16 protein-coding genes and 1 pseudogene are annotated in these 17,684 nt (G+C 38.3%); 3 read left to right on the forward strand and 14 right to left on the reverse strand.

The window, feature by feature from the left end; genetic code table 11:
• Positions 1–72 precede the first annotated feature (72 nt).
• Positions 73–651: a hypothetical protein gene (locus F938_RS10420; protein ID WP_005031620.1), complete on the forward strand. Its 579-nt coding sequence runs from the start codon at positions 73–75 to the stop codon at positions 649–651.
• Positions 652–669: 18 nt separating this feature from the next.
• Here F938_RS10420 and F938_RS25005 read toward each other — a convergent pair whose 3' ends face one another.
• The 4 genes from F938_RS25005 to F938_RS10440 all read right to left on the reverse strand — a co-directional run bounded on the left by F938_RS25005 (position 670) and on the right by F938_RS10440 (position 3,438).
• Positions 670–1,218 (reverse strand): IS630 family transposase, encoded by a 549-nt coding sequence (locus F938_RS25005; RefSeq protein ID WP_082179806.1) that lies wholly within the window; start codon positions 1,216–1,218, stop codon positions 670–672.
• Positions 1,215–1,592: an IS630 transposase-related protein gene (locus F938_RS10430; RefSeq protein ID WP_005029849.1), complete on the reverse strand. Its 378-nt coding sequence runs from the start codon at positions 1,590–1,592 to the stop codon at positions 1,215–1,217. Before F938_RS10430 ends, F938_RS25005 begins: the two co-directional genes overlap by 4 nt.
• A 426-nt stretch (positions 1,593–2,018) precedes the next feature.
• Positions 2,019–2,822 (reverse strand): helix-turn-helix transcriptional regulator, encoded by an 804-nt coding sequence (locus F938_RS10435; protein ID WP_005031623.1) that lies wholly within the window; start codon positions 2,820–2,822, stop codon positions 2,019–2,021.
• 73 nt (positions 2,823–2,895) lie between these two features.
• The gene (locus F938_RS10440; protein WP_005031625.1) at positions 2,896–3,438 is read right to left on the reverse strand and encodes a YbhB/YbcL family Raf kinase inhibitor-like protein; all 543 of its coding nucleotides are present in this window, start codon (positions 3,436–3,438) and stop codon (positions 2,896–2,898) included.
• A gap of 350 nt (positions 3,439–3,788) precedes the next feature.
• Between F938_RS10440 and F938_RS24695 the strand changes: the two are divergent.
• Positions 3,789–3,979 (forward strand): annotated as a pseudogene (locus F938_RS24695) (alpha/beta hydrolase); the annotation flags it as partial.
• A gap of 136 nt (positions 3,980–4,115) precedes the next feature.
• Here F938_RS24695 and F938_RS10445 read toward each other — a convergent pair.
• From F938_RS10445 to F938_RS10480, 8 genes are all read right to left on the reverse strand, one after another.
• Positions 4,116–5,357 (reverse strand): acetamidase/formamidase family protein, encoded by a 1,242-nt coding sequence (locus F938_RS10445; protein WP_005031627.1) that lies wholly within the window; start codon positions 5,355–5,357, stop codon positions 4,116–4,118.
• A gap of 221 nt (positions 5,358–5,578) precedes the next feature.
• Positions 5,579–6,916, reverse strand: coding sequence for an MFS transporter (locus F938_RS10450; protein ID WP_005031629.1), 1,338 nt, complete (start codon positions 6,914–6,916; stop codon positions 5,579–5,581).
• A 149-nt stretch (positions 6,917–7,065) separates the two neighbouring features.
• Positions 7,066–8,091, reverse strand: a complete 1,026-nt coding sequence (locus tag F938_RS10455) for an enoyl-CoA hydratase/isomerase family protein (protein ID WP_005031631.1) — start codon at positions 8,089–8,091, stop codon at positions 7,066–7,068.
• Positions 8,092–8,106: 15 nt separating this feature from the next.
• Positions 8,107–8,880 (reverse strand): enoyl-CoA hydratase, encoded by a 774-nt coding sequence (locus F938_RS10460; RefSeq protein ID WP_005031632.1) that lies wholly within the window; start codon positions 8,878–8,880, stop codon positions 8,107–8,109.
• A gap of 45 nt (positions 8,881–8,925) precedes the next feature.
• Positions 8,926–10,053, reverse strand: coding sequence for an acyl-CoA dehydrogenase family protein (locus F938_RS10465; RefSeq protein WP_005031633.1), 1,128 nt, complete (start codon positions 10,051–10,053; stop codon positions 8,926–8,928).
• Between the two features lie 63 nt (positions 10,054–10,116).
• The gene (locus tag F938_RS10470; protein WP_005031634.1) at positions 10,117–11,778 is read right to left on the reverse strand and encodes an AMP-binding protein; all 1,662 of its coding nucleotides are present in this window, start codon (positions 11,776–11,778) and stop codon (positions 10,117–10,119) included.
• 94 nt (positions 11,779–11,872) lie between these two features.
• Positions 11,873–12,763: a 3-hydroxyisobutyrate dehydrogenase gene (gene mmsB / locus F938_RS10475; RefSeq protein WP_005031635.1), complete on the reverse strand. Its 891-nt coding sequence runs from the start codon at positions 12,761–12,763 to the stop codon at positions 11,873–11,875.
• Positions 12,764–12,778: 15 nt separating this feature from the next.
• Positions 12,779–14,296 (reverse strand): CoA-acylating methylmalonate-semialdehyde dehydrogenase, encoded by a 1,518-nt coding sequence (locus tag F938_RS10480; protein WP_005031636.1) that lies wholly within the window; start codon positions 14,294–14,296, stop codon positions 12,779–12,781.
• A gap of 165 nt (positions 14,297–14,461) precedes the next feature.
• Between F938_RS10480 and F938_RS10485 the strand changes: the two genes are divergently transcribed.
• Positions 14,462–15,343, forward strand: coding sequence for a LysR family transcriptional regulator (locus F938_RS10485; RefSeq protein WP_005031638.1), 882 nt, complete (start codon positions 14,462–14,464; stop codon positions 15,341–15,343).
• Between the two features lie 176 nt (positions 15,344–15,519).
• Here F938_RS10485 and F938_RS10490 read toward each other — a convergent pair whose 3' ends face one another.
• Entirely contained in the window at positions 15,520–17,427 is a 1,908-nt protein-coding gene (locus F938_RS10490) for a lipase family alpha/beta hydrolase (protein ID WP_004830711.1), read from the reverse strand.
• A gap of 2 nt (positions 17,428–17,429) precedes the next feature.
• A partial coding sequence (locus F938_RS10495; RefSeq protein WP_005031639.1) for a T6SS immunity protein Tli4 family protein occupies positions 17,430–17,684 on the reverse strand: 255 nt, incomplete at its 5' end.

Consider the following 17,684-nt stretch of genomic DNA (forward strand, 5'->3'; position numbering starts at 1 on the left):
AAATATAGTGTTTTTAATTTGATTTTAATTTATGTTAAACAGCAATTAAATTTATATTTTTAGAGTAAATTAATGATAAACTATATCCGAACGTTTTATATTGAGTCTAAAATTAAAAAAACAGTAGATTTGGAGCTAAACAAATACAATTACTTTAATTTAATAAAAAAATTTAAAAATGAAAATTTTATTAGCGCAAAAGAATTACTAAGATTAGATATTCTATTGGATTCATATACATATTCAGTAAAATTAAGACCCCTAGATGGCAATCTTACAAACAGTAGAACAGAACTAGAAAAATATCTGAAACTTCTTATAAAAAAAGATCTTGAAAGAAAATATATTAATTTAAGAGATGTCGGCTTTTTATCATGCTCACGAGATGAAGGTCTTTTTTCAGATTATACTAATATTTCTAGTTGGTGGCTTGCAACATTGTTTAAAGGAAAGAAAAGCTTATCAGATGAAAAACGAGAAAAATATCTAAAATTTAATCAAGAACAGATATCAGAAACTATTATAGACAAGGAAAACCCATCACCTGATAGTTTTACAGATAATCATCAGGATTTTTATAAATTTCAATGGCATAATAAGATTATGGCTAATAATAGTGGTGGCTCTCACCGTTTAGGACGCGTTATATAGCTAGTTAAATAAACTATGCTACATTTGATTAAACCCAATATCTAAAGCCTCAAGAATAGTTTTCTGTTGTTGGCTAACAATATGTCTGACTTTTCTTTTTAGTATAGACCAAGCTTTTTCAATTGGATTGAGGTCTGGACTATAAGCAGGCAAATACATCAGCCTAGCATTGTACTGGCGAGCCAATTCCTCAATTTTTCGACCTTTGTGAATAGAAGCATTATCTAAAATTAGTAAATATTTTTGAGGCTGACCATTTTTATCTCTTGTTAGATCTTCAAGTAAATATTCAAGCCAGCCAGTAAAAGTATTGCGATCACATGAGCCCTTAAAAATTAGGGGAGCAATGAATTTAAACGTTGCACTTGATCGAACAGCACTGATTATATTTAGTCTACTTCCATGCCCACCTGTTCTTAATGCACGACAACGTTTTCCTTTCTCAGACCAACCATATTCAGCAACCTCATTGGTATTTATACCTGATTCATCAATGTATAAAATATACTCTTCACCATATTGCTGTTTCCATTGTGGTAGGAACCATTGGAATACTGCTCGTCCTATTTTGCAGGCTTGTCTGTAGAGAAAACTCTTTTTTTATAACTCCACCCCAGCTTTTTTAAAGCAAATAAGATATTGGCATAGCTGACGGAATAACCAAATCTTTGCTCAAATAATGGCACCAGATCTTTAGCCTGTGAAAATGATGTTGTTTCAACAAAGATTTTGAAAGCCTTTAGGTCTTTAATTTTATAGGGTCGACCTGCTTTTTCGGGATGTGGTCTATTCGCATTTCCTTGGAGATGTTCGAGCTGAATCCAGAGATCTAAAGTCGTTCTTGCAATCTTAAAAACAGTACATGTTTTAGACTTATTCTGGCATTCTTTGTAGTAGTCTAGAGCTTTGTATCGAAGATCATTGGAGTATGGCTTAGGCATAACAGCAGTCAGTAAGGTTTTTTTTATAGTGTAGCAAACTTTATATATTTAGCTATAACGCTATGTAATGAGTTTGATCATAATGAATTTTATGAAACTAATCTTCATAGCTTTTATATAGATAATTTAATTTTAGATACATTATTTGAAAAATATTGCCTTTTTATAGTTTTTAAAGATGAATCAATTATTCATTTTATAAACTTTATTTACTCAAAAAAAATTTAAGCATATACGCTTGATTTAGAAAATTTTCAAATTCTAATAATTAAAAAGGATAATACTTCTTCAAGCATATGTTCGATTTTAAATAATCAGCAGAATATTAAAGAATTTCTGGAGGAATTTATGATCTGAATAGTCATTAAAAAAAGCGAGATATACCTAATTTTTTATTTAAGCTGATTGATGCAAAAGTTTGTGTAATCACTTCATTATGGATTTTCGAATTTCTCGTGGTGTCATTCCAAATAAAACTTTGAATTGTTCTGTAAATCTTGATTGGGATTGATAACCACATTGATTAGCAATGTGACCAATATTCAATTGAGTCGTTTGCAACAAATGTAATCCATAGCTTAAACGTGTTCTACTCCGAATATCTTGAATATTCTCACCTTCATTTTTTAATTTACGTCTCAAGGTCGAACTACTCATAAAAAGATCTGCTGCAATTAACTCAGCAGTCCAATCCAAAGTTAGATTATTTGCGATCATGCGATGTATTTTTTCACTGAACCGATGGATTTGATTGATATTGGAAACATCGCGATATCCAAGATAATAAAGAATGCTCAACAGTTCTTTTTTTCTATATTTCAGCACTCCTACTGAGGACATTATTGCGAGTTGCATATATTGTAAAAGTGCAGTTTTAAGGATTGTATTAATATCCCCCTGTAGATATTCAACAGGCTGCTGAGGGTTCATTGGCAAGTCAGTAAAATCCTCTTGCTCAAAATCGATCAGCACAGCAAAATATTCCTCTTGATGGGGTATATTTCTCATATCTATACGTGAGCTATTCGATAAAAATACAAAAGTTCCTGATTGGCATGTGACCAATTCCGATTTACCTAATTGTTTCTCACCATTTAAAATAAAGATAAGCAATGGCTTTATAATTGGTACGTTACTAATCATTTGTTCTTTATGGGAACAATAAATTGAAAAGGGTAAATATTGCTGTTGATTGATCGCTGTTTTAGCTATAGCAATGAGGTCATTCATGATTGAATATTTGGAATGTAATCATGATTTTAATTACATTCCACTCCTTTCAAATTAGATTATTTAATAGCCCCTATCTTTGATAAAGAGCTTCGATTGTACTTGATGCAAGACTATGCGCTTTAACCATGTAGCCTGTTAATGCACCTGATGCACCTTTGGGTAGATCTAGCTTCTCAGAAAGTGCGTAGACCGTAAATTGATAACGATGAATCCCATGACCTTTTGGTGGACAAGCTCCGCCAAATCCAGTTTGTCCAAAATCATTTGTTAAATTTATGACTCCTTTAGATTCTAATTTTCCATGACCTGATGGAATCGAAGTGACTTCGGTGGGTATATTGACTACTTGCCAATGCCACCATCCACTGCCTGAGGGAGCATCTGGATCATAAACCATAATCGCATAAGCTTTGGTTGCTTTTGGCGCCCCACTCCAAGACAGCTGTGGAGATTTGTTTTCACCTGAACACCCAAAGCCTTGGTATTCATGTTTCTTTTTCATGATTTCTCCCTGCGTGATGTCTGTACTTTTGAGCTTGAACTCATCCGCATAGGTAAAGCCTGAAAAAATACTGAGCAACGGAAATATAAATTTCACAATGTTTTTATTCATTAAGTTTATCCTGTCTAAATACAGCATCTTAATGTTTTTAATAAAATTTAATTCTCTCTAAGTTGCCATTTTTTCGCCTAAATCAATCATTCTTAATTATATTGGAAAATATATTGAAAAATATGTCGATAAATAGCTGATATGAAATTGATTACAATCAAAAATGTACTCATCGATGATGCTCTAAATGACTGCTAATCTAGCAATAGTATAAAACCCATCTTTATACTGATACCATGATGGATTTCAAATATTAATTTAAAACTTCATTTTTAAATGATTTATTGTAATACAAGATATTGATTTAAATTTTGTAGGGCAAAATTAAAATTGGTGAAGGATAAGTTGCCGCAACTATTTTTGCGTGTGAATATGACCCAGTCAGAGATGATGCTGAGCGTTATGCCGAAAGATTAAAAATGCAGGTATTGATGTGAAATTACATCTGTTAACTGGAATGATTCATGGAGCAATTCATATGACCGCAATCACCTCAGAAGCCCGAAAAATTTATCAAAAAATTGAGTTAGCTATAGACTAAGGCTGAACCAATACGACAAGACTTAAGCAAGTTCAAAAGGTCAGTCTCTCAATATTTTTGTTTTAAATGTTTCATACAACCCAAACAGCCTGTTATTCATCGAACAGGCTGTTTTGAACGATATAGCTATATCAATTTAAGGTGTTGTTGCTTTACTTGCATCTTCAGCAAACTCTCTAAAATCAGCTTTTCGAATTTTAGCGTGAATACCCTTGGTTTTATCGACGACTTGAGACACTTCAAAATCAGTTGCAGCACTTAAGTAAGCATAAGCAATTGCTTCATCAATGCCATATTCTTTATTTAAGAAACGAATTGCTTCTCGTGTAGACTTTTTCATCGCTTCGTCAAGGTCAGGGTCTAAACCGGGTGTGATCCAAAACTCAGCATTTTCTGCTAAGGGTTGTACAATCTCTTGCCCCGGAATCTTATCTTTACCTGCTTTTAACAAAGTAAACTTTAAGGTCGCACGAGCAGAAGCCTCTAATGCAGTTAAAGCGACTTCACCATCACCTTGTGCAAAATGACTATCGCCTGTGTAAAACAAAGCCCCTGCAACTTGAACAGGATAGTAAGCTGTAGACCCAGCGCCTAATTCATTAATATCAATATTACCACCATACATTGCAGGTGGGACTGAATGAACGGGTTCTGAAGTATTCGGTGCTACACCCATGATGCCCATGAACGGGCTCAACGGGAATCGAATCGACTTACCTGATTCAGTTTTTAATACACCTTCATATTCACCTTTGGCATTTTTTTCGATGGGGGTAAATACTGAAACATTGCCATAGCGTTCTGGATGTTCGGCTGAAGCATCCGCCTGTTGCGGTTTTTTAGGAAACTCACCAACCAAAGCGCCTTTGCCATGACGATTTGAAATCACCCCATAAGGCACACGAGGTTCAACTTTAATCACTTCGACTTTTAAAATATCACCGGGTTGTGCGCCTTGAATTGCAATTGGACCAGTCACGATGTGTGGTCCATCTTTATGAAAATCATGCTTTAGATGCGATTTGGTAATAGTTTTTGCTTCATCTAAAATATATTCATCTGGAACACCCTTAGACTTAAAGAATTTTTCTGCATCTCGTCCTTGATCTTCAAGCAAGCCTTCATGTGAAACCGTATCGAATGTCACGGTACTTCCTGATGGCACCGAAAGTACAGGTTTAGCATCTTTATTTGGTAGGTATCCCCACGTTATCGTACTCAAGGTCGAAGGAACATAATAGTTACCTTTATATTCACCTTCTTTAAGCTGAACGGGTTTAGTGGAAAGCTGTTTAAGAACATTAAAATTATCTGCTTGAGCGACTGAAGAACCGAGAGTGGCAAAAATAAATAAAGACAAAACCGTGTGCTTAAACATGTAACAGCCCCTTAATCATTGAAAAATAAAAATATTGTGCATGTGAAGTACAGCAAGTTTCATGCCATAGCAAAAAATCACAGGATTTAGAGGTTTTCAATTGAAAATGTGCTGTTTAAAGCCATAGTTATGAACCAATAACGGGCATTTTTTAATTATTGGTAAAAAAACAGCAACATGAATTTAGCATAAGCTGTCCATGTTGCTGAGGATTTTAAATTTTATGAGGATTTAATTTCTTTTTGTGCAAAAGACTTTGCTTTGTTTGGAAATACATCAGGCTTTAAGAATGATGATGTAATGATGGCAATCACAGCAAAACTGACGATATAAGTGATGACCAAATGTATGCTACCACCACCGATACTTAAAAGTTTTGTCGCAATCAAAGGAGCTAAACCTCCACCCAATACACCCGCAAACTGTACAGAGATCGAAATACCACTATAACGAATTTCAGCAGGGAATTGACGCGCAAAAAGCTGAGATTGTGGTGCATACATAATTGGGAATACAACGCCAATTGCCAATACAATCGCAGTCCAAACCAGCACAGGATCTTTGGTATTCAACATGGCAAAGAATGGATAGCTATACAGTGCTAAGACGCATAGACCAAACCTAAACATATTCCGTTGACCGACCTTGTCTGATAAATGTCCACACAGTGGGGTCATGACCATTATTACCCCTGCACCACAAATCGTCGCAAATAATATTTCTTGTCGTGCGATACCTAACTGTGTCGTGGTATATGCCAAGGTAAAGGTTGAAGCAAGATAGAACCACGCATTTTCAGCTGCACGTGACAATATAATAGTCAATAATTCCTTAGGATGATTTTTAAATACTTGCAATGCAGGGACTTTAATTTCTTCAGCCTGTTGTTTAACTTGCTCGAAATCTGGAGACTCCGGAACTTTAACTCGGATATACCAACCTACGCCCAATAACACAATACTGGCTAAAAACGGTATTCTCCAACCCCAGCTAAATAGTGCTTCTTCGGGTAACATTGAAACTAGCCCTAAAGCAATTGAAGCCAGCATTAGACCACCACCAGTACTGGCTTGTGGTAAGCTCCCCCAAAAACCTTTATTACCTTCAGGTGCATGCTCGACAGCCATCAGCACTGCTCCGCCCCATTCTCCACCCATTGCCATGCCTTGGATAAAGCGCAAGATAATTAAGCAAATGGTTGCCCAATATCCAATCGACTCGAATGTAGGTAACAACCCAATCATGACGGTAGGAATACCCATTAACATTAAGGTCACCAACAACATTGATTTACGACCAATTTTGTCACCAAAATGCCCAAATACGATCCCACCCAATGGTCGTCCAATAAAACCAACAGCATAGGTTGCAAATGCCGCAAGAACACCTGTCAAAGGGTCTAAGTTGGGAAAGAATAACTTATTAAAAATCAGTGCTGCTGCTGCACCATAGATAAAAAAGTCATACCATTCAATGGTCGTCCCCACCATACTTGAAATACCTGCTAAGCGGTGTGATGACTTTTTATTATTCGGATTTGTTCCTTGTACATCCTTCATTGCTCTATTCCTTCTTAACCGTTTTTTACATCCATTGAGATATATTCCATATATCTTGTATGATCCTTGGATTCACTTAAAAAATTTCTCTGATTCTCCCTTCATTTATTTGAATGAACATATTGTTTTAGCATCAGTGTGCTTTATGGCTAACCCAGTTCAGCCAATATTTTTTCTAAAACAGGATTGCTTTTTTGCCACTTTGGTTGCTTATCTTTATCAATGATTAGGGCACGAACGCCTTCTAAAATATCACCATGCTCAAACCAAATATCCTGCAAATCTCGTTCAAGTTGCATGCATTGCTGTAAAGAAAGCCCTCGACCTAAATATTGCAGTCTTAAACTGGTCTGCTTGGCCAATAAGGAACGTTGCTGCAAGGTATTTAAAACTTGAGTTGCCCATGCTTGATGTTGTTGATCTGATTCATTGGCAAGGCTTTGTTCAATTTGATCTAAGTTCTCAAAACCAAAATGCTTACGAATATTGTCCACCCATCCACTGAGTTCACTTTCTACAGGTCGAGTGATAAATTTTGAAATGATCTGATCAATATGATCTTTGCTTAAATGATCTGTTTGGCTTAAAGCTTCTTCTAGTGCAGGAAACTGTTGACTGGGAACATGGTAATCTATCAAATCTAGATATAAGGCATCACTACTCGTGATCTGGTCACCTGTAGTCGCCAGATAAACGCCAATATCATCCAGCCGTGATAAGAAATGTGTGGCTGCGACATCTGGAAAGAAGCCAATCGCTGTTTCAGGCATCGCAAAACGTGATTTTTCACTGCTGACAATAATATGGCATGCCTGAGCCAAGCCAAAACCACCACCCAAAACATAGCCATCAAGTAATACCACAACCGTTTTTTGTGAGGCACGTATACAGTTCAGCATGGCATATTCAGCAATGAAGTAACCTTTATGACCCGCTGTGCCATTTTTAAAATGATCATAGAGGTAACGAATATCACCACCTGCACAAAAAGCTTTTGGACTGTTGGATTTAATCAATATCGCCTGAATAGTTGTATCGTCTTGCCAAGTTTCGATTTGCTGATGAATACCATTGATCATATCCAAGGTCAGCGCATTCAGACTCGATACACGATTCAAGACAATGATGCCTAAAGCGCCTTTCTGTTCAATGATTAAATGATTTTCGTGGTCCATGATTTAATCCTCTTATTATTGATTTTTAAATTGTGCTTGGCGCTTTTCTACAAAGGCTTGCATACCTTCTTTTTGATCTAAAGTCGCGAATATTGAATGAAAACTACGACGCTCAAAACGTAAACCTTCGGCTAAACTCACTTCAAAAGCACGGTTAATCGACTCTTTGATCATCATTGTCGCCACTAAAGATTTTTCAGCGATCTTTTCAGCTGCTTGTAAGGTTTCAGCTAAAAGTTGATCTTTAGGGAAAACACCGGCGACTAAACCACTGTGTTCAGCTTCAATTGCCTCCATATGTCGAGCAGTCAGACACATTTCCATCGCTTTGGCTTTACCCACAGCCAAACTTAAGCGCTGTGTTCCGCCTATACCGGGAATAACCCCAAGCGTTACTTCAGGTAAACCAAACTTGGCATTGTCAGCACAGTAGATAAAATCACACATCAACGCCAATTCACATCCACCACCTAATGCGTAGCCACTGACTGCGGCAATTAAAGGTTTACGGCGCTGAGCAATTCGATCGGCAAGGTTAAAGAAATCATCAAAATAGATATTGGGAAAGTTTAATCCTGCCATTTCTTTAATATCAGCACCTGCTGCAAAGGCTTTTTCTGAGCCAGCCAGCACCATACAGCCAATATTTTGATCTTTTTCTAAATCGTCCAAAGCTAAATTTAATTCATCAATCAACATAGAATTCAATGCATTTAATGCCTTGGGACGGTTAAGCGTAATCAAACCTACGCCGTTTTGCTTTTCCAATAAAATCGTTTCAAATTGCATATTTCAATTCCTAATCTGTAGCTACGCAGTGTCTTGTGGTACGACTTATAAACTTCGTGCAATGACCAAACGTTGGATGTCACTGGTGCCTTCATAAATTTGACAAATACGAGCATCACGATAAATACGCTCAATAGGAAAGTCTTTTAAATAACCATAACCACCAAATACTTGTAGCGCTGAAGAACAAACACGTTCAGCCATTTCTGACGAAAATAGTTTTGCCATAGATGCTTCGTTCAAACAGGGTTTACCAGCCTCTTTCAACCGTGCAGCATGGTGAACCAACTGTCGTGCAGCTTCGATTTCTGTTGCCATACTGGCTAAACGAAATGCAATCGCTTGATGTTCAAAAATAGGTTTCCCAAAAGTAATACGTTCTTTGGCATACTTGCTCGCTTCTTCTAATGCTGCACGGGCTAAACCTACTGCTTGGGCTGAGATCCCAATACGTCCGCCTTCAAGATTAGACAAGGCAATCTTTAAGCCTTCGCCCTCTTTACCCAACATCAAGCTTTGGTGTACACGAACATCTGTCAATGCAATTTGGCAAGTATCTGAGGCATGTAAACCCAGTTTTTCTTCTGTACGAATGACTTCATAACCGGGTGTTTCACGCGGTACAATAAAGGCACTGATCCCTTTTTTACCTGCTTGAGGATCAGTTACTGCAAAGACAATAATGACACCTGCATTATGACCAGACGTAATGAACTGTTTAGCACCGTTAATTACCCAATCATCACCATCTTTCATTGCGCGTGTTTTCAGTGCTGCGGCATCAGATCCAGTATGCGGTTCAGTCAAAGCAAATGCGCCAATCATTTCCCCTTGCGCTAAGGGCATTAAGTATTTTTGTTTTTGTTCATCCGTACCAAATTTAGCGATCGGCACACAACCCACAGAATTATGTACACTCATGATGGTTGAAGTTGCACCATCTGCTGCTGCAATTTCTTCTAATGCAAGCACATAAGCCAAATTTCCTGTATCAGAACCACCCCATTGTTCAGAAATTAACATCCCCATAAAACCCAATTGTCCCATTTGAGACAGTGCTGTTTTTGGAAATACACTGTGTTTATCCCATTCGGCTGCATAAGGTTTAATTTGTTCTTGAGCGAAATTTTTCGCCATATCCTGAATCAATAATTGTTCTTCAGTAAATTGCATTTTTCATTCCTTGATCTGTTATATCACCTGCATAAAGCCTACTCAGCTTATGCAGGATTTATACTAACCTGCATTCTTTTCTAATTGTTGTTTGGCAATCTCTTGATTACGCAATAAAAACCGTTGGATTTTGCCACTAGGTGTTTTTGGAAGCTCTGTCACAAACTCCACTTGTCTTGGATAAGCATGTGCCGATAAGCGCTTTTTAACAAATTGCCCCAGTTGTTCTGCCAAACTGTCAGAAGCAATTTGATGCTCTGCTAAAATCACAAAAGCTTTGACGATTTCAGTTCTTTCCGCATCAGGAACACCGATTACAGCTGCTTCAATGACCGCATCGTGTTCAAGTAAAGCACTTTCTACATCAAAAGGACCAATTCGATAGCCTGAGGTGGTAATCACATCATCACTACGCCCAACAAAACTCATGCTGCCATCTGCATGCAGTTCAGCAGTATCACCGGTTAAATAGTAATGTTTTACAAAAGGTGATTTACGGCTTTCTTGATAGCCACCGAACCACATCATCGGTGATTGCTGGATATCCACTGCTAAAATTCCAGGTGTATCTGCTGGAAGCTCGTTGCCTTGTTCATCAAGCACAGCAACACGGTATCCTGGACTTGCAAAACCAGCAGCACCAGCACGCACCTCATGCTCCAGACCATGATGGTTACACACCACCATGCCAACCTCAGTTTGTCCATAATGATCGAAAATAGGTGCATCGAGTGCCTGTTTAAACCAGCGGAAAACTTCAGGATTTAGAGGTTCACCGGCACTACTGACTACACGAAATTTACCTTTCAGTTGCGCCATTTGGGCAGGATCTGCAGCCATCATCATACGATAAGCGGTCGGTGCGCCTGCCAAATTGGTTATTTTATAATCCTCAATAATTTGACATAAACTTTCGATGCTAAAACCACCTTCATAAAATAAAGTTGCATGCCCCAACAGCAATGGTCCCGTAATGCCATAGTACAGACCATATGCCCAACCCGGGTCAGCAATATTCCAAAAGTTATCTTCTTCACGTAAGCCAATGGCATCTTTCATGTAATTACCGAAAGCAATTAAGGCTTTCAGTGGTACTTCTAAGGGTTTCGCAGGTCCAGTGGTTCCCGAGGTAAACATCAACAAAAATGGAGCTTGAATATTTTGCCTGACCAAATCACAGTGTTCAGACTGTTGTTCGACCTTTTGCCAAAAATCTAAATCGCCATCCATAACACCATGACCATGCTGATCAGCAACCGTCATTATTTGTGGACATTGTGCGATTTCATCCAATTTGCTTCGATTCGCTGTATCAGTTACGACCAATTTACTTTTTGCCAATTGAAGACGATGTTCAATCGCTTTGGGACCAAATGCAGTAAAAAGTGGCTGATAAACTGCACCAATACGCCAAGCTCCCAAAATCACAACCAGCAATTCTGGTGTTCTTGGTAGTAAACCCGAAATACGATCGCCTGTTTCGACACCTTGTGATTTTAAAAAGTTAGCAAACTGACTCGACCACTTTTTCAGTTGGCTAAAGGTATATTGTTGTTTGCGTCCATCTTTACCTTGCCAATACAAGGCAATTTTTTCGCTATCAGCATCTGCATGTCGATCGCAGCATTCATAACATGCGTTCAGTTGCTCGACTGAACCCGATAACATTGCTTTTACTGCACCGTCTAAATTAAATGAATTAGCAACTTGATGATAATTCGACATATTATTTACTCCAGTCTGGATTTATTGTTATTCATGACACGAGTGAATCTATAGCTTTCACCATCCTTTGATGGTGAAATGGCTGATATTTGGATTAAGCTTCTTTCGCTAAGTATTGTTGGATAATGCTAGAAAAATCGAGCTGGGCATTTCCTTGCATACACAGTTGCTGATACAACTGCTGAACCAAACCACCTAAAAGAACAGGTTGTTTGACTTGCCCTGCTGCTTCAATGGCTAGACCAAGATCTTTCAACATCAATTGTGTGGCAAAACCATCACTATAGCCACGCCCAGCAGGTGCATTTGCAGAAATACCCGGCCAAGGGTTACAGACTTCAGAACTCCAGCAACGACCACTTGAGCTATTGATCACCCCTGCTAAAGCTTGTGGATCAATACCGAGTTTTGCGCCAAGTGCCATGCCTTCAGCAACGGCTGCCATCGAAATGCCTAAAATAAGATTATTGCAAATTTTCGCAATTTGACCTGCACCCACTTCGCCACAGTGCACGATATTTTTGCCCATTGGTTTGAGTACAGATTGAACTTGTTCAAAGGTATTTAAGTCTGTACCGACCATAAATGTCAGTGTTCCTGCTTGTGCACCAATCGTACCGCCTGATACTGGTGCATCGCATACTTGAATCCCTTGCTCTGCGCCTACAACTGCAATGTCTTTGATGGTTTGTGGATCAATGGTACTGCTGTCTATGCATAAACTACCTTTTTTGAGTACTGCAAGTACGCCATTTTCACCCAAATAAACCTCTTTGACATGTTTTGCGGCTGGGAGCATAGTAATCACCACATCGGCTTGTTCAGCAGCAGCTTGTGGGTTGGCATGTGTAATGCCTCCTGCTTCAGTAAAATGAGCAATGGCAACTTCACTCAAATCAAAGCCATGTACCTTTAAACCAGCTTTGAGGAGATTATGAGCCATCTTACCGCCCATATTACCTAGACCAATAAATGCAATATTCATCCTTGAACTCCTCGATTAACGCAAGCTAATGGTGGTATTCACTTCACCTTTTTCTTGTGTATCTTCAAACCAACGGCTCGTGATGGTTTTGGTTTGCGTATAGAACTGTACGGCTTGTTTGCCATAAGGTCCTAAGTCTCCGAGTTTTGAACCTCGTGAACCTGTAAAGCTAAAGAACGGAACAGGTACAGGAATTGGAATATTAATGCCGACTTGTCCTATATCAATGTTGTTTTGGAAAGTGCGAGCAATCGCACCGCTTTGAGTGAACAAACCTACGCCATTTCCAAATGGATTTGCATTGACCAACTCCATAGCTTGTTCAAGCGTATCAACATGAATAATGGCAAGCACAGGTCCAAAAATCTCTTCTGTATAAATGCGCATATCGGTTGTGACTTGGTTGAAAATAGTTGCTCCCACAAAATTACCATGTTCATAGCCAGCCACTTTTACATCGCGACCATCAAGCAATAATTGAGCGCCTTGTTCAACACCACTATTGATTAAATCTATAACACGGGCTTTGGCACGTGGAGAAATAACAGGACCAATATCGGTTTGAGGTTCATGCCCTGCATTGACTTTTAAGGTCTTGGCTTTTTCGACTAATTCATCAACCCAGTTTTTAGTTTCACCCACCATCACCGCAACAGAAAGCGCCATGCATCGTTGCCCAGCAGCACCAAAAGCAGCACCCACCAGGGCATTTAAGGTTTGTTCTTTATTGGCATCTGGCATTACCACAACATGGTTTTTTGCCCCCATCATAGATTGCACACGTTTAGCATGTTGACCTGCTAAGTTATAGACATGTGTGCCCACAGCAGTTGAACCGACAAAAGAAATTGCTTTAATGTCTTGGTGTGTACATAAACGATCCACTACTTCTTTACCGCCATGAACAACATTCAATACACCTGCTGGAACGCCTGCTTGCACAGCCAACTCAACCAACATCATGGTCGATAATGGATCTTGCTCAGAAGGTTTAAGAACAAAGGTGTTACCGCACACGATTGCCATTGGAAACATCCATAAAGGAATCATGGCAGGAAAGTTGAATGGAGTGATACCTGCACATACGCCCAGTGGTTGTTGCAAGGTATAGGTGTCTACACCACGTGCCACACCTTCGATATATTCGCCCATTTGTAAAGTGCCAATTGAACAAGCATGTTCAACCACTTCTAAACCACGTTGAATATCACCTTCTGCGTCTGCCAAAGTTTTGCCTTGTTCAGCAGTCAACACACGGGCAATATCTTTCATGTTGTCACGGATTAAATCCTGTAACTTGAGCATAATGCGCATGCGTGCTTGGATTGGTGTTAAACGCCAAGTTTTAAAAGCTTCCTGTGCAGCCGCAATTGCCGCATCCACTTCATCCAAAGTCGCCATAGGTACACGACCCAGAACTTCCTGTGTTGCAGGATTTAAAATATCTTGCCATTCGGTTGTATTGGATTCGATAAATTTTCCATTAATTAATAATTTAGCCGTCGTCGAATGAATATTTGACATCGTGTTCATAACCTCTCCATAGGCACTATTTTTTGTTGTTACTTTCTTAGAAAATAGCCAAAAGCAGTATTTTCATCAGCTCTGTTTCAATTCAAACTAACAAAGAAAATATAGATGACCAATAGAAATTAACGCACAATGAATGTGCAAATATGCACAAGGACGTCATGAACAATGAAAGTAGATTGGGATCACTTACAGTTTTTTTTGGTGCTGGCTCGCGCAAAAACGCTTACCAATACTGCACGGATCATTGGGGTTGAACACAGCACAGTATCTCGACGAATACAGGCTTTAGAGCTTGCTTTAGGTACACCATTATTTAGAAGAGAAGCAACGGGCTATGAACTTACACAGGAAGGTTTAGCACTTGTACCTCGTGTCGAACAGATGGAACAAGCCTTTTTGCAAATTGAAAAACCGAACTTACCTTTGCAGGGACATGTGCGAATTGGCACACCAGAGGGCTTTGGTACTGCTTTTTTAGCTCAGTTATTGGCAGAATTATCCAAGCAATATCCACTGCTCACTATTGATCTCATTCCTGTGCCTAAAATGATTAAACTTTCGCATCGTGAAGCTGATATTGTAATTTCAATTGATCGTCCTAAATCTGGTCCGTATATTATTACCCGCTTAACGGATTATTGCCTTAAAATTTATGGCAGTAAAACCTATTTAGAATGCACCCAACCTATTAAAAAACTTGAAGATTTAAAAAATCATAAATTTGTGAATTATATTGATGATTTAATTTACAGTCCTGAACTGTATTGTTTAGAACGTTTACCTTTACAACTGAATGCTAATTTTCGAAGTAGCAGTATTTTAGCCCAACAGATCGCTGTCAGTGCTGGTGCTGGATTGGCAATTTTGCCCAAATTTTTAGCGGACAATAAACCTGAACTTGAACAGGTTTTAGCAGAAGAAGTTCGCTTTATTCATACCTTTTGGATGCTGACTTTGGTTGATTTACAGCACGAACCCCGTATTAAATTGGTCTGGGATTTTTTAAGAGCACAGGCGGACAAATATCAGAATTTATTGATGGATTAAAGCTGTAAGTTTGGGTTATTTAAAATCTAAACTCTGAATATTGTTGCTTACATCTGCTTCAATTTCCCTCGTTGGGCAAAGCACTGTTGTACGCTTATTATCTAACTATTTTAAGTAGATTGACGCTTCATAGTTTTATAAAAAAATGTGCCCTACTTAAACCAATATAAATAGGTTTATTTACTCTCAGTCTTCGATTCACACGCCTCTGCTAATGAGGCTTTGTGAATAATGTCAACGATATTGGCGATACAATATAGAGTATTTAACTGTACATCCGCATTGTCAAAACTACTGGCATGTTCATAACCATTAATTATAAAAGTTCCTTTCAGTGCCTGCTCATTTGTTCGGACATCCTCTCCAGATTGATAACACACTGTACCATCACCTTTTGAAGTGGGTTTTAGATCTAAATAAAATGTCGCTTTATTGGTTTTAGAAATTTTAAATTTTTCATCCAATAAAACTTGTCTTACGCCGTCTTTTTTATACGCATTATTATGTAAATTGTGTGTTTTTGAACCCTCTATGATTAAATCAGCGTCGTCTTCTTGAAGATTGCCTTGATCTTCCACTTTGACGCTACTTCGATCTTGTATATTTGGAAACTCAATATGCTCTTGCTTACCATATAAATCCATTAATTCAATCAGTTCCTGTTCACTGCTGATATTTAATTCTTCCTTGCAACGCCATACGACTTGACCGAATGCTTTAAAACTTTCATCAGCACCATAGTTTGCATATGTATTGGTATGATAAGTATCCATAATATGCTTATGTAATTCTCTAACTATTTCTATATTCTTAACATATACATCAAAAGCACTTTCATAGCCTCTTTCATTGGCTTCTTGTTTCATTAATTGAGCAGGATCAATAAAATCTGGATTCATCATTGCCCACCAACTGTCTTTTCTTTGGTAAATTTCAGTATACGTATTAGCCGTTCGAGGTAATGATGCGGTAATTTCACCATTGGGAGTTTTAGCCTTGATGAATATCCATGCTTTAGGATTTTTTGGAAAATCTTTAGCATTTACATAATTTGTGAAGGGTAATAACTCCAAGCCTCCGGGCGCGCTTGCTAAAGTCGCCGTTAAGCGTTCAGAGGTATCTCCAAACATAAATTTGGTGATCCAAGCTTTTAAGCTATTCAGCAACCCTGTAGATGCTTTCCAACCATCCCAACCAACAGTGAGGCGTTGATAGACTGCAGGCGCTCCCGTGGCAGGCATCGCACCATGCACCACACCCGCGATCTTATCTTTAACTTTATCGTTTTGAATCAAGGCACGTGTTACCAAACCGCCCATAGAATGGCTAACGATAATAAATTTTTTAAATTCTGATGTCGGGAATTCTTTTTTAACTTGTTTTAAAACTTCATGATTAAGTCGATCCGCAATTTTGTCCGCGGACTGCATATTGCTCTCTAGCCAATTATAGCCACAGGCAAATACTGGAAATTCGTAATCAGCCAGTGTTTCATGTTGTTCCAAACTTAATAATTCGATGACTTTGGCGCTTGACCAGTTGTTGAGTATTTTTTCTGTTGTCTCATTTCCAGGTTTTACAATTTTCTCCCATTCCGCAGTACCTTTAAACTGGTCTTTTTGTTGATCTTTCAATTTCTTAAATGCTCGATTTAAATGACTTTCTAAATAAATCAATACATTTGCATAACCAAGATTGATTACCGAACCCCAGCCTCGTGCCAGTGCGATTTCTTTGGTAATGTGAGGAATGAGTTTTTTACTTAATTTGACCTCACCATCAAACCCCACTTCAGTCGTTTTAGGATTCAGTGCTATTTGCCGTTCCTTGGCATCTCTTTTACTGTATTCAATGATCGTGGAAAGTGAGACTTTGGGATACCAAACTTCTCTATCTTCAGCAGTTTCTTTAATATTAGAACCCATAATACCTGGGATAAAAATAATCGGTACTACATATTTTGCAGGTACAATTATTTCACACTCCGTTTTCACACTGCTTGGGGTGGTCTGTGAAACATATGAAATACTGCCTGATTCATAAAGAATTTCATAGGCTTCGTGTGTATACACATTATTTGACATGATTATTCTCCGAATTTACGGATTGTTTTTAAAATCGATTCATATAGTTTTAATGCATCAAATTGTTCCATACTGCTGCTTTCTGTATAGGGAGAAGAACGGGCAGTATCTACTTCAAAACCAATCAAAGGGTCTTTATTATCTCTTGCAGTTCCGGTATGTTCCCATAAAGCACTGATTCCATTCTTTCCTTTCATTTTCTCTACAGAAATCCATTCTTGACCTATTAAATACGGCGTATTTTTTTCACCTTTTCG

The sequence above is a fragment of the Acinetobacter bereziniae LMG 1003 = CIP 70.12 genome (genome assembly GCF_000368925.1).
In the GTDB taxonomy this organism is placed as follows: Bacteria; Pseudomonadota; Gammaproteobacteria; order Pseudomonadales; family Moraxellaceae; genus Acinetobacter; species Acinetobacter bereziniae.

Coding starts and splice junctions, on each gene's coding strand:
- F938_RS10420 (WP_005031620.1), top strand. CDS start 73: ATGATAAACTATATCCGAACGTTTTATATTGAGTCTAAAATTAAAAAA.
- F938_RS10430 (WP_005029849.1), bottom strand. CDS start 1,592: ATGCCTAAGCCATACTCCAATGATCTTCGATACAAAGCTCTAGACTAC.
- F938_RS10435 (WP_005031623.1), bottom strand. CDS start 2,822: ATGAATGACCTCATTGCTATAGCTAAAACAGCGATCAATCAACAGCAA.
- F938_RS10440 (WP_005031625.1), bottom strand. CDS start 3,438: ATGAATAAAAACATTGTGAAATTTATATTTCCGTTGCTCAGTATTTTT.
- F938_RS10445 (WP_005031627.1), bottom strand. CDS start 5,357: ATGTTTAAGCACACGGTTTTGTCTTTATTTATTTTTGCCACTCTCGGT.
- F938_RS10450 (WP_005031629.1), bottom strand. CDS start 6,916: ATGAAGGATGTACAAGGAACAAATCCGAATAATAAAAAGTCATCACAC.
- F938_RS10455 (WP_005031631.1), bottom strand. CDS start 8,091: ATGGACCACGAAAATCATTTAATCATTGAACAGAAAGGCGCTTTAGGC.
- F938_RS10460 (WP_005031632.1), bottom strand. CDS start 8,880: ATGCAATTTGAAACGATTTTATTGGAAAAGCAAAACGGCGTAGGTTTG.
- F938_RS10465 (WP_005031633.1), bottom strand. CDS start 10,053: ATGCAATTTACTGAAGAACAATTATTGATTCAGGATATGGCGAAAAAT.
- F938_RS10470 (WP_005031634.1), bottom strand. CDS start 11,778: ATGTCGAATTATCATCAAGTTGCTAATTCATTTAATTTAGACGGTGCA.
- mmsB (WP_005031635.1), bottom strand. CDS start 12,763: ATGAATATTGCATTTATTGGTCTAGGTAATATGGGCGGTAAGATGGCT.
- F938_RS10480 (WP_005031636.1), bottom strand. CDS start 14,296: ATGAACACGATGTCAAATATTCATTCGACGACGGCTAAATTATTAATT.
- F938_RS10485 (WP_005031638.1), top strand. CDS start 14,462: ATGAAAGTAGATTGGGATCACTTACAGTTTTTTTTGGTGCTGGCTCGC.
- F938_RS10490 (WP_004830711.1), bottom strand. CDS start 17,427: ATGTCAAATAATGTGTATACACACGAAGCCTATGAAATTCTTTATGAA.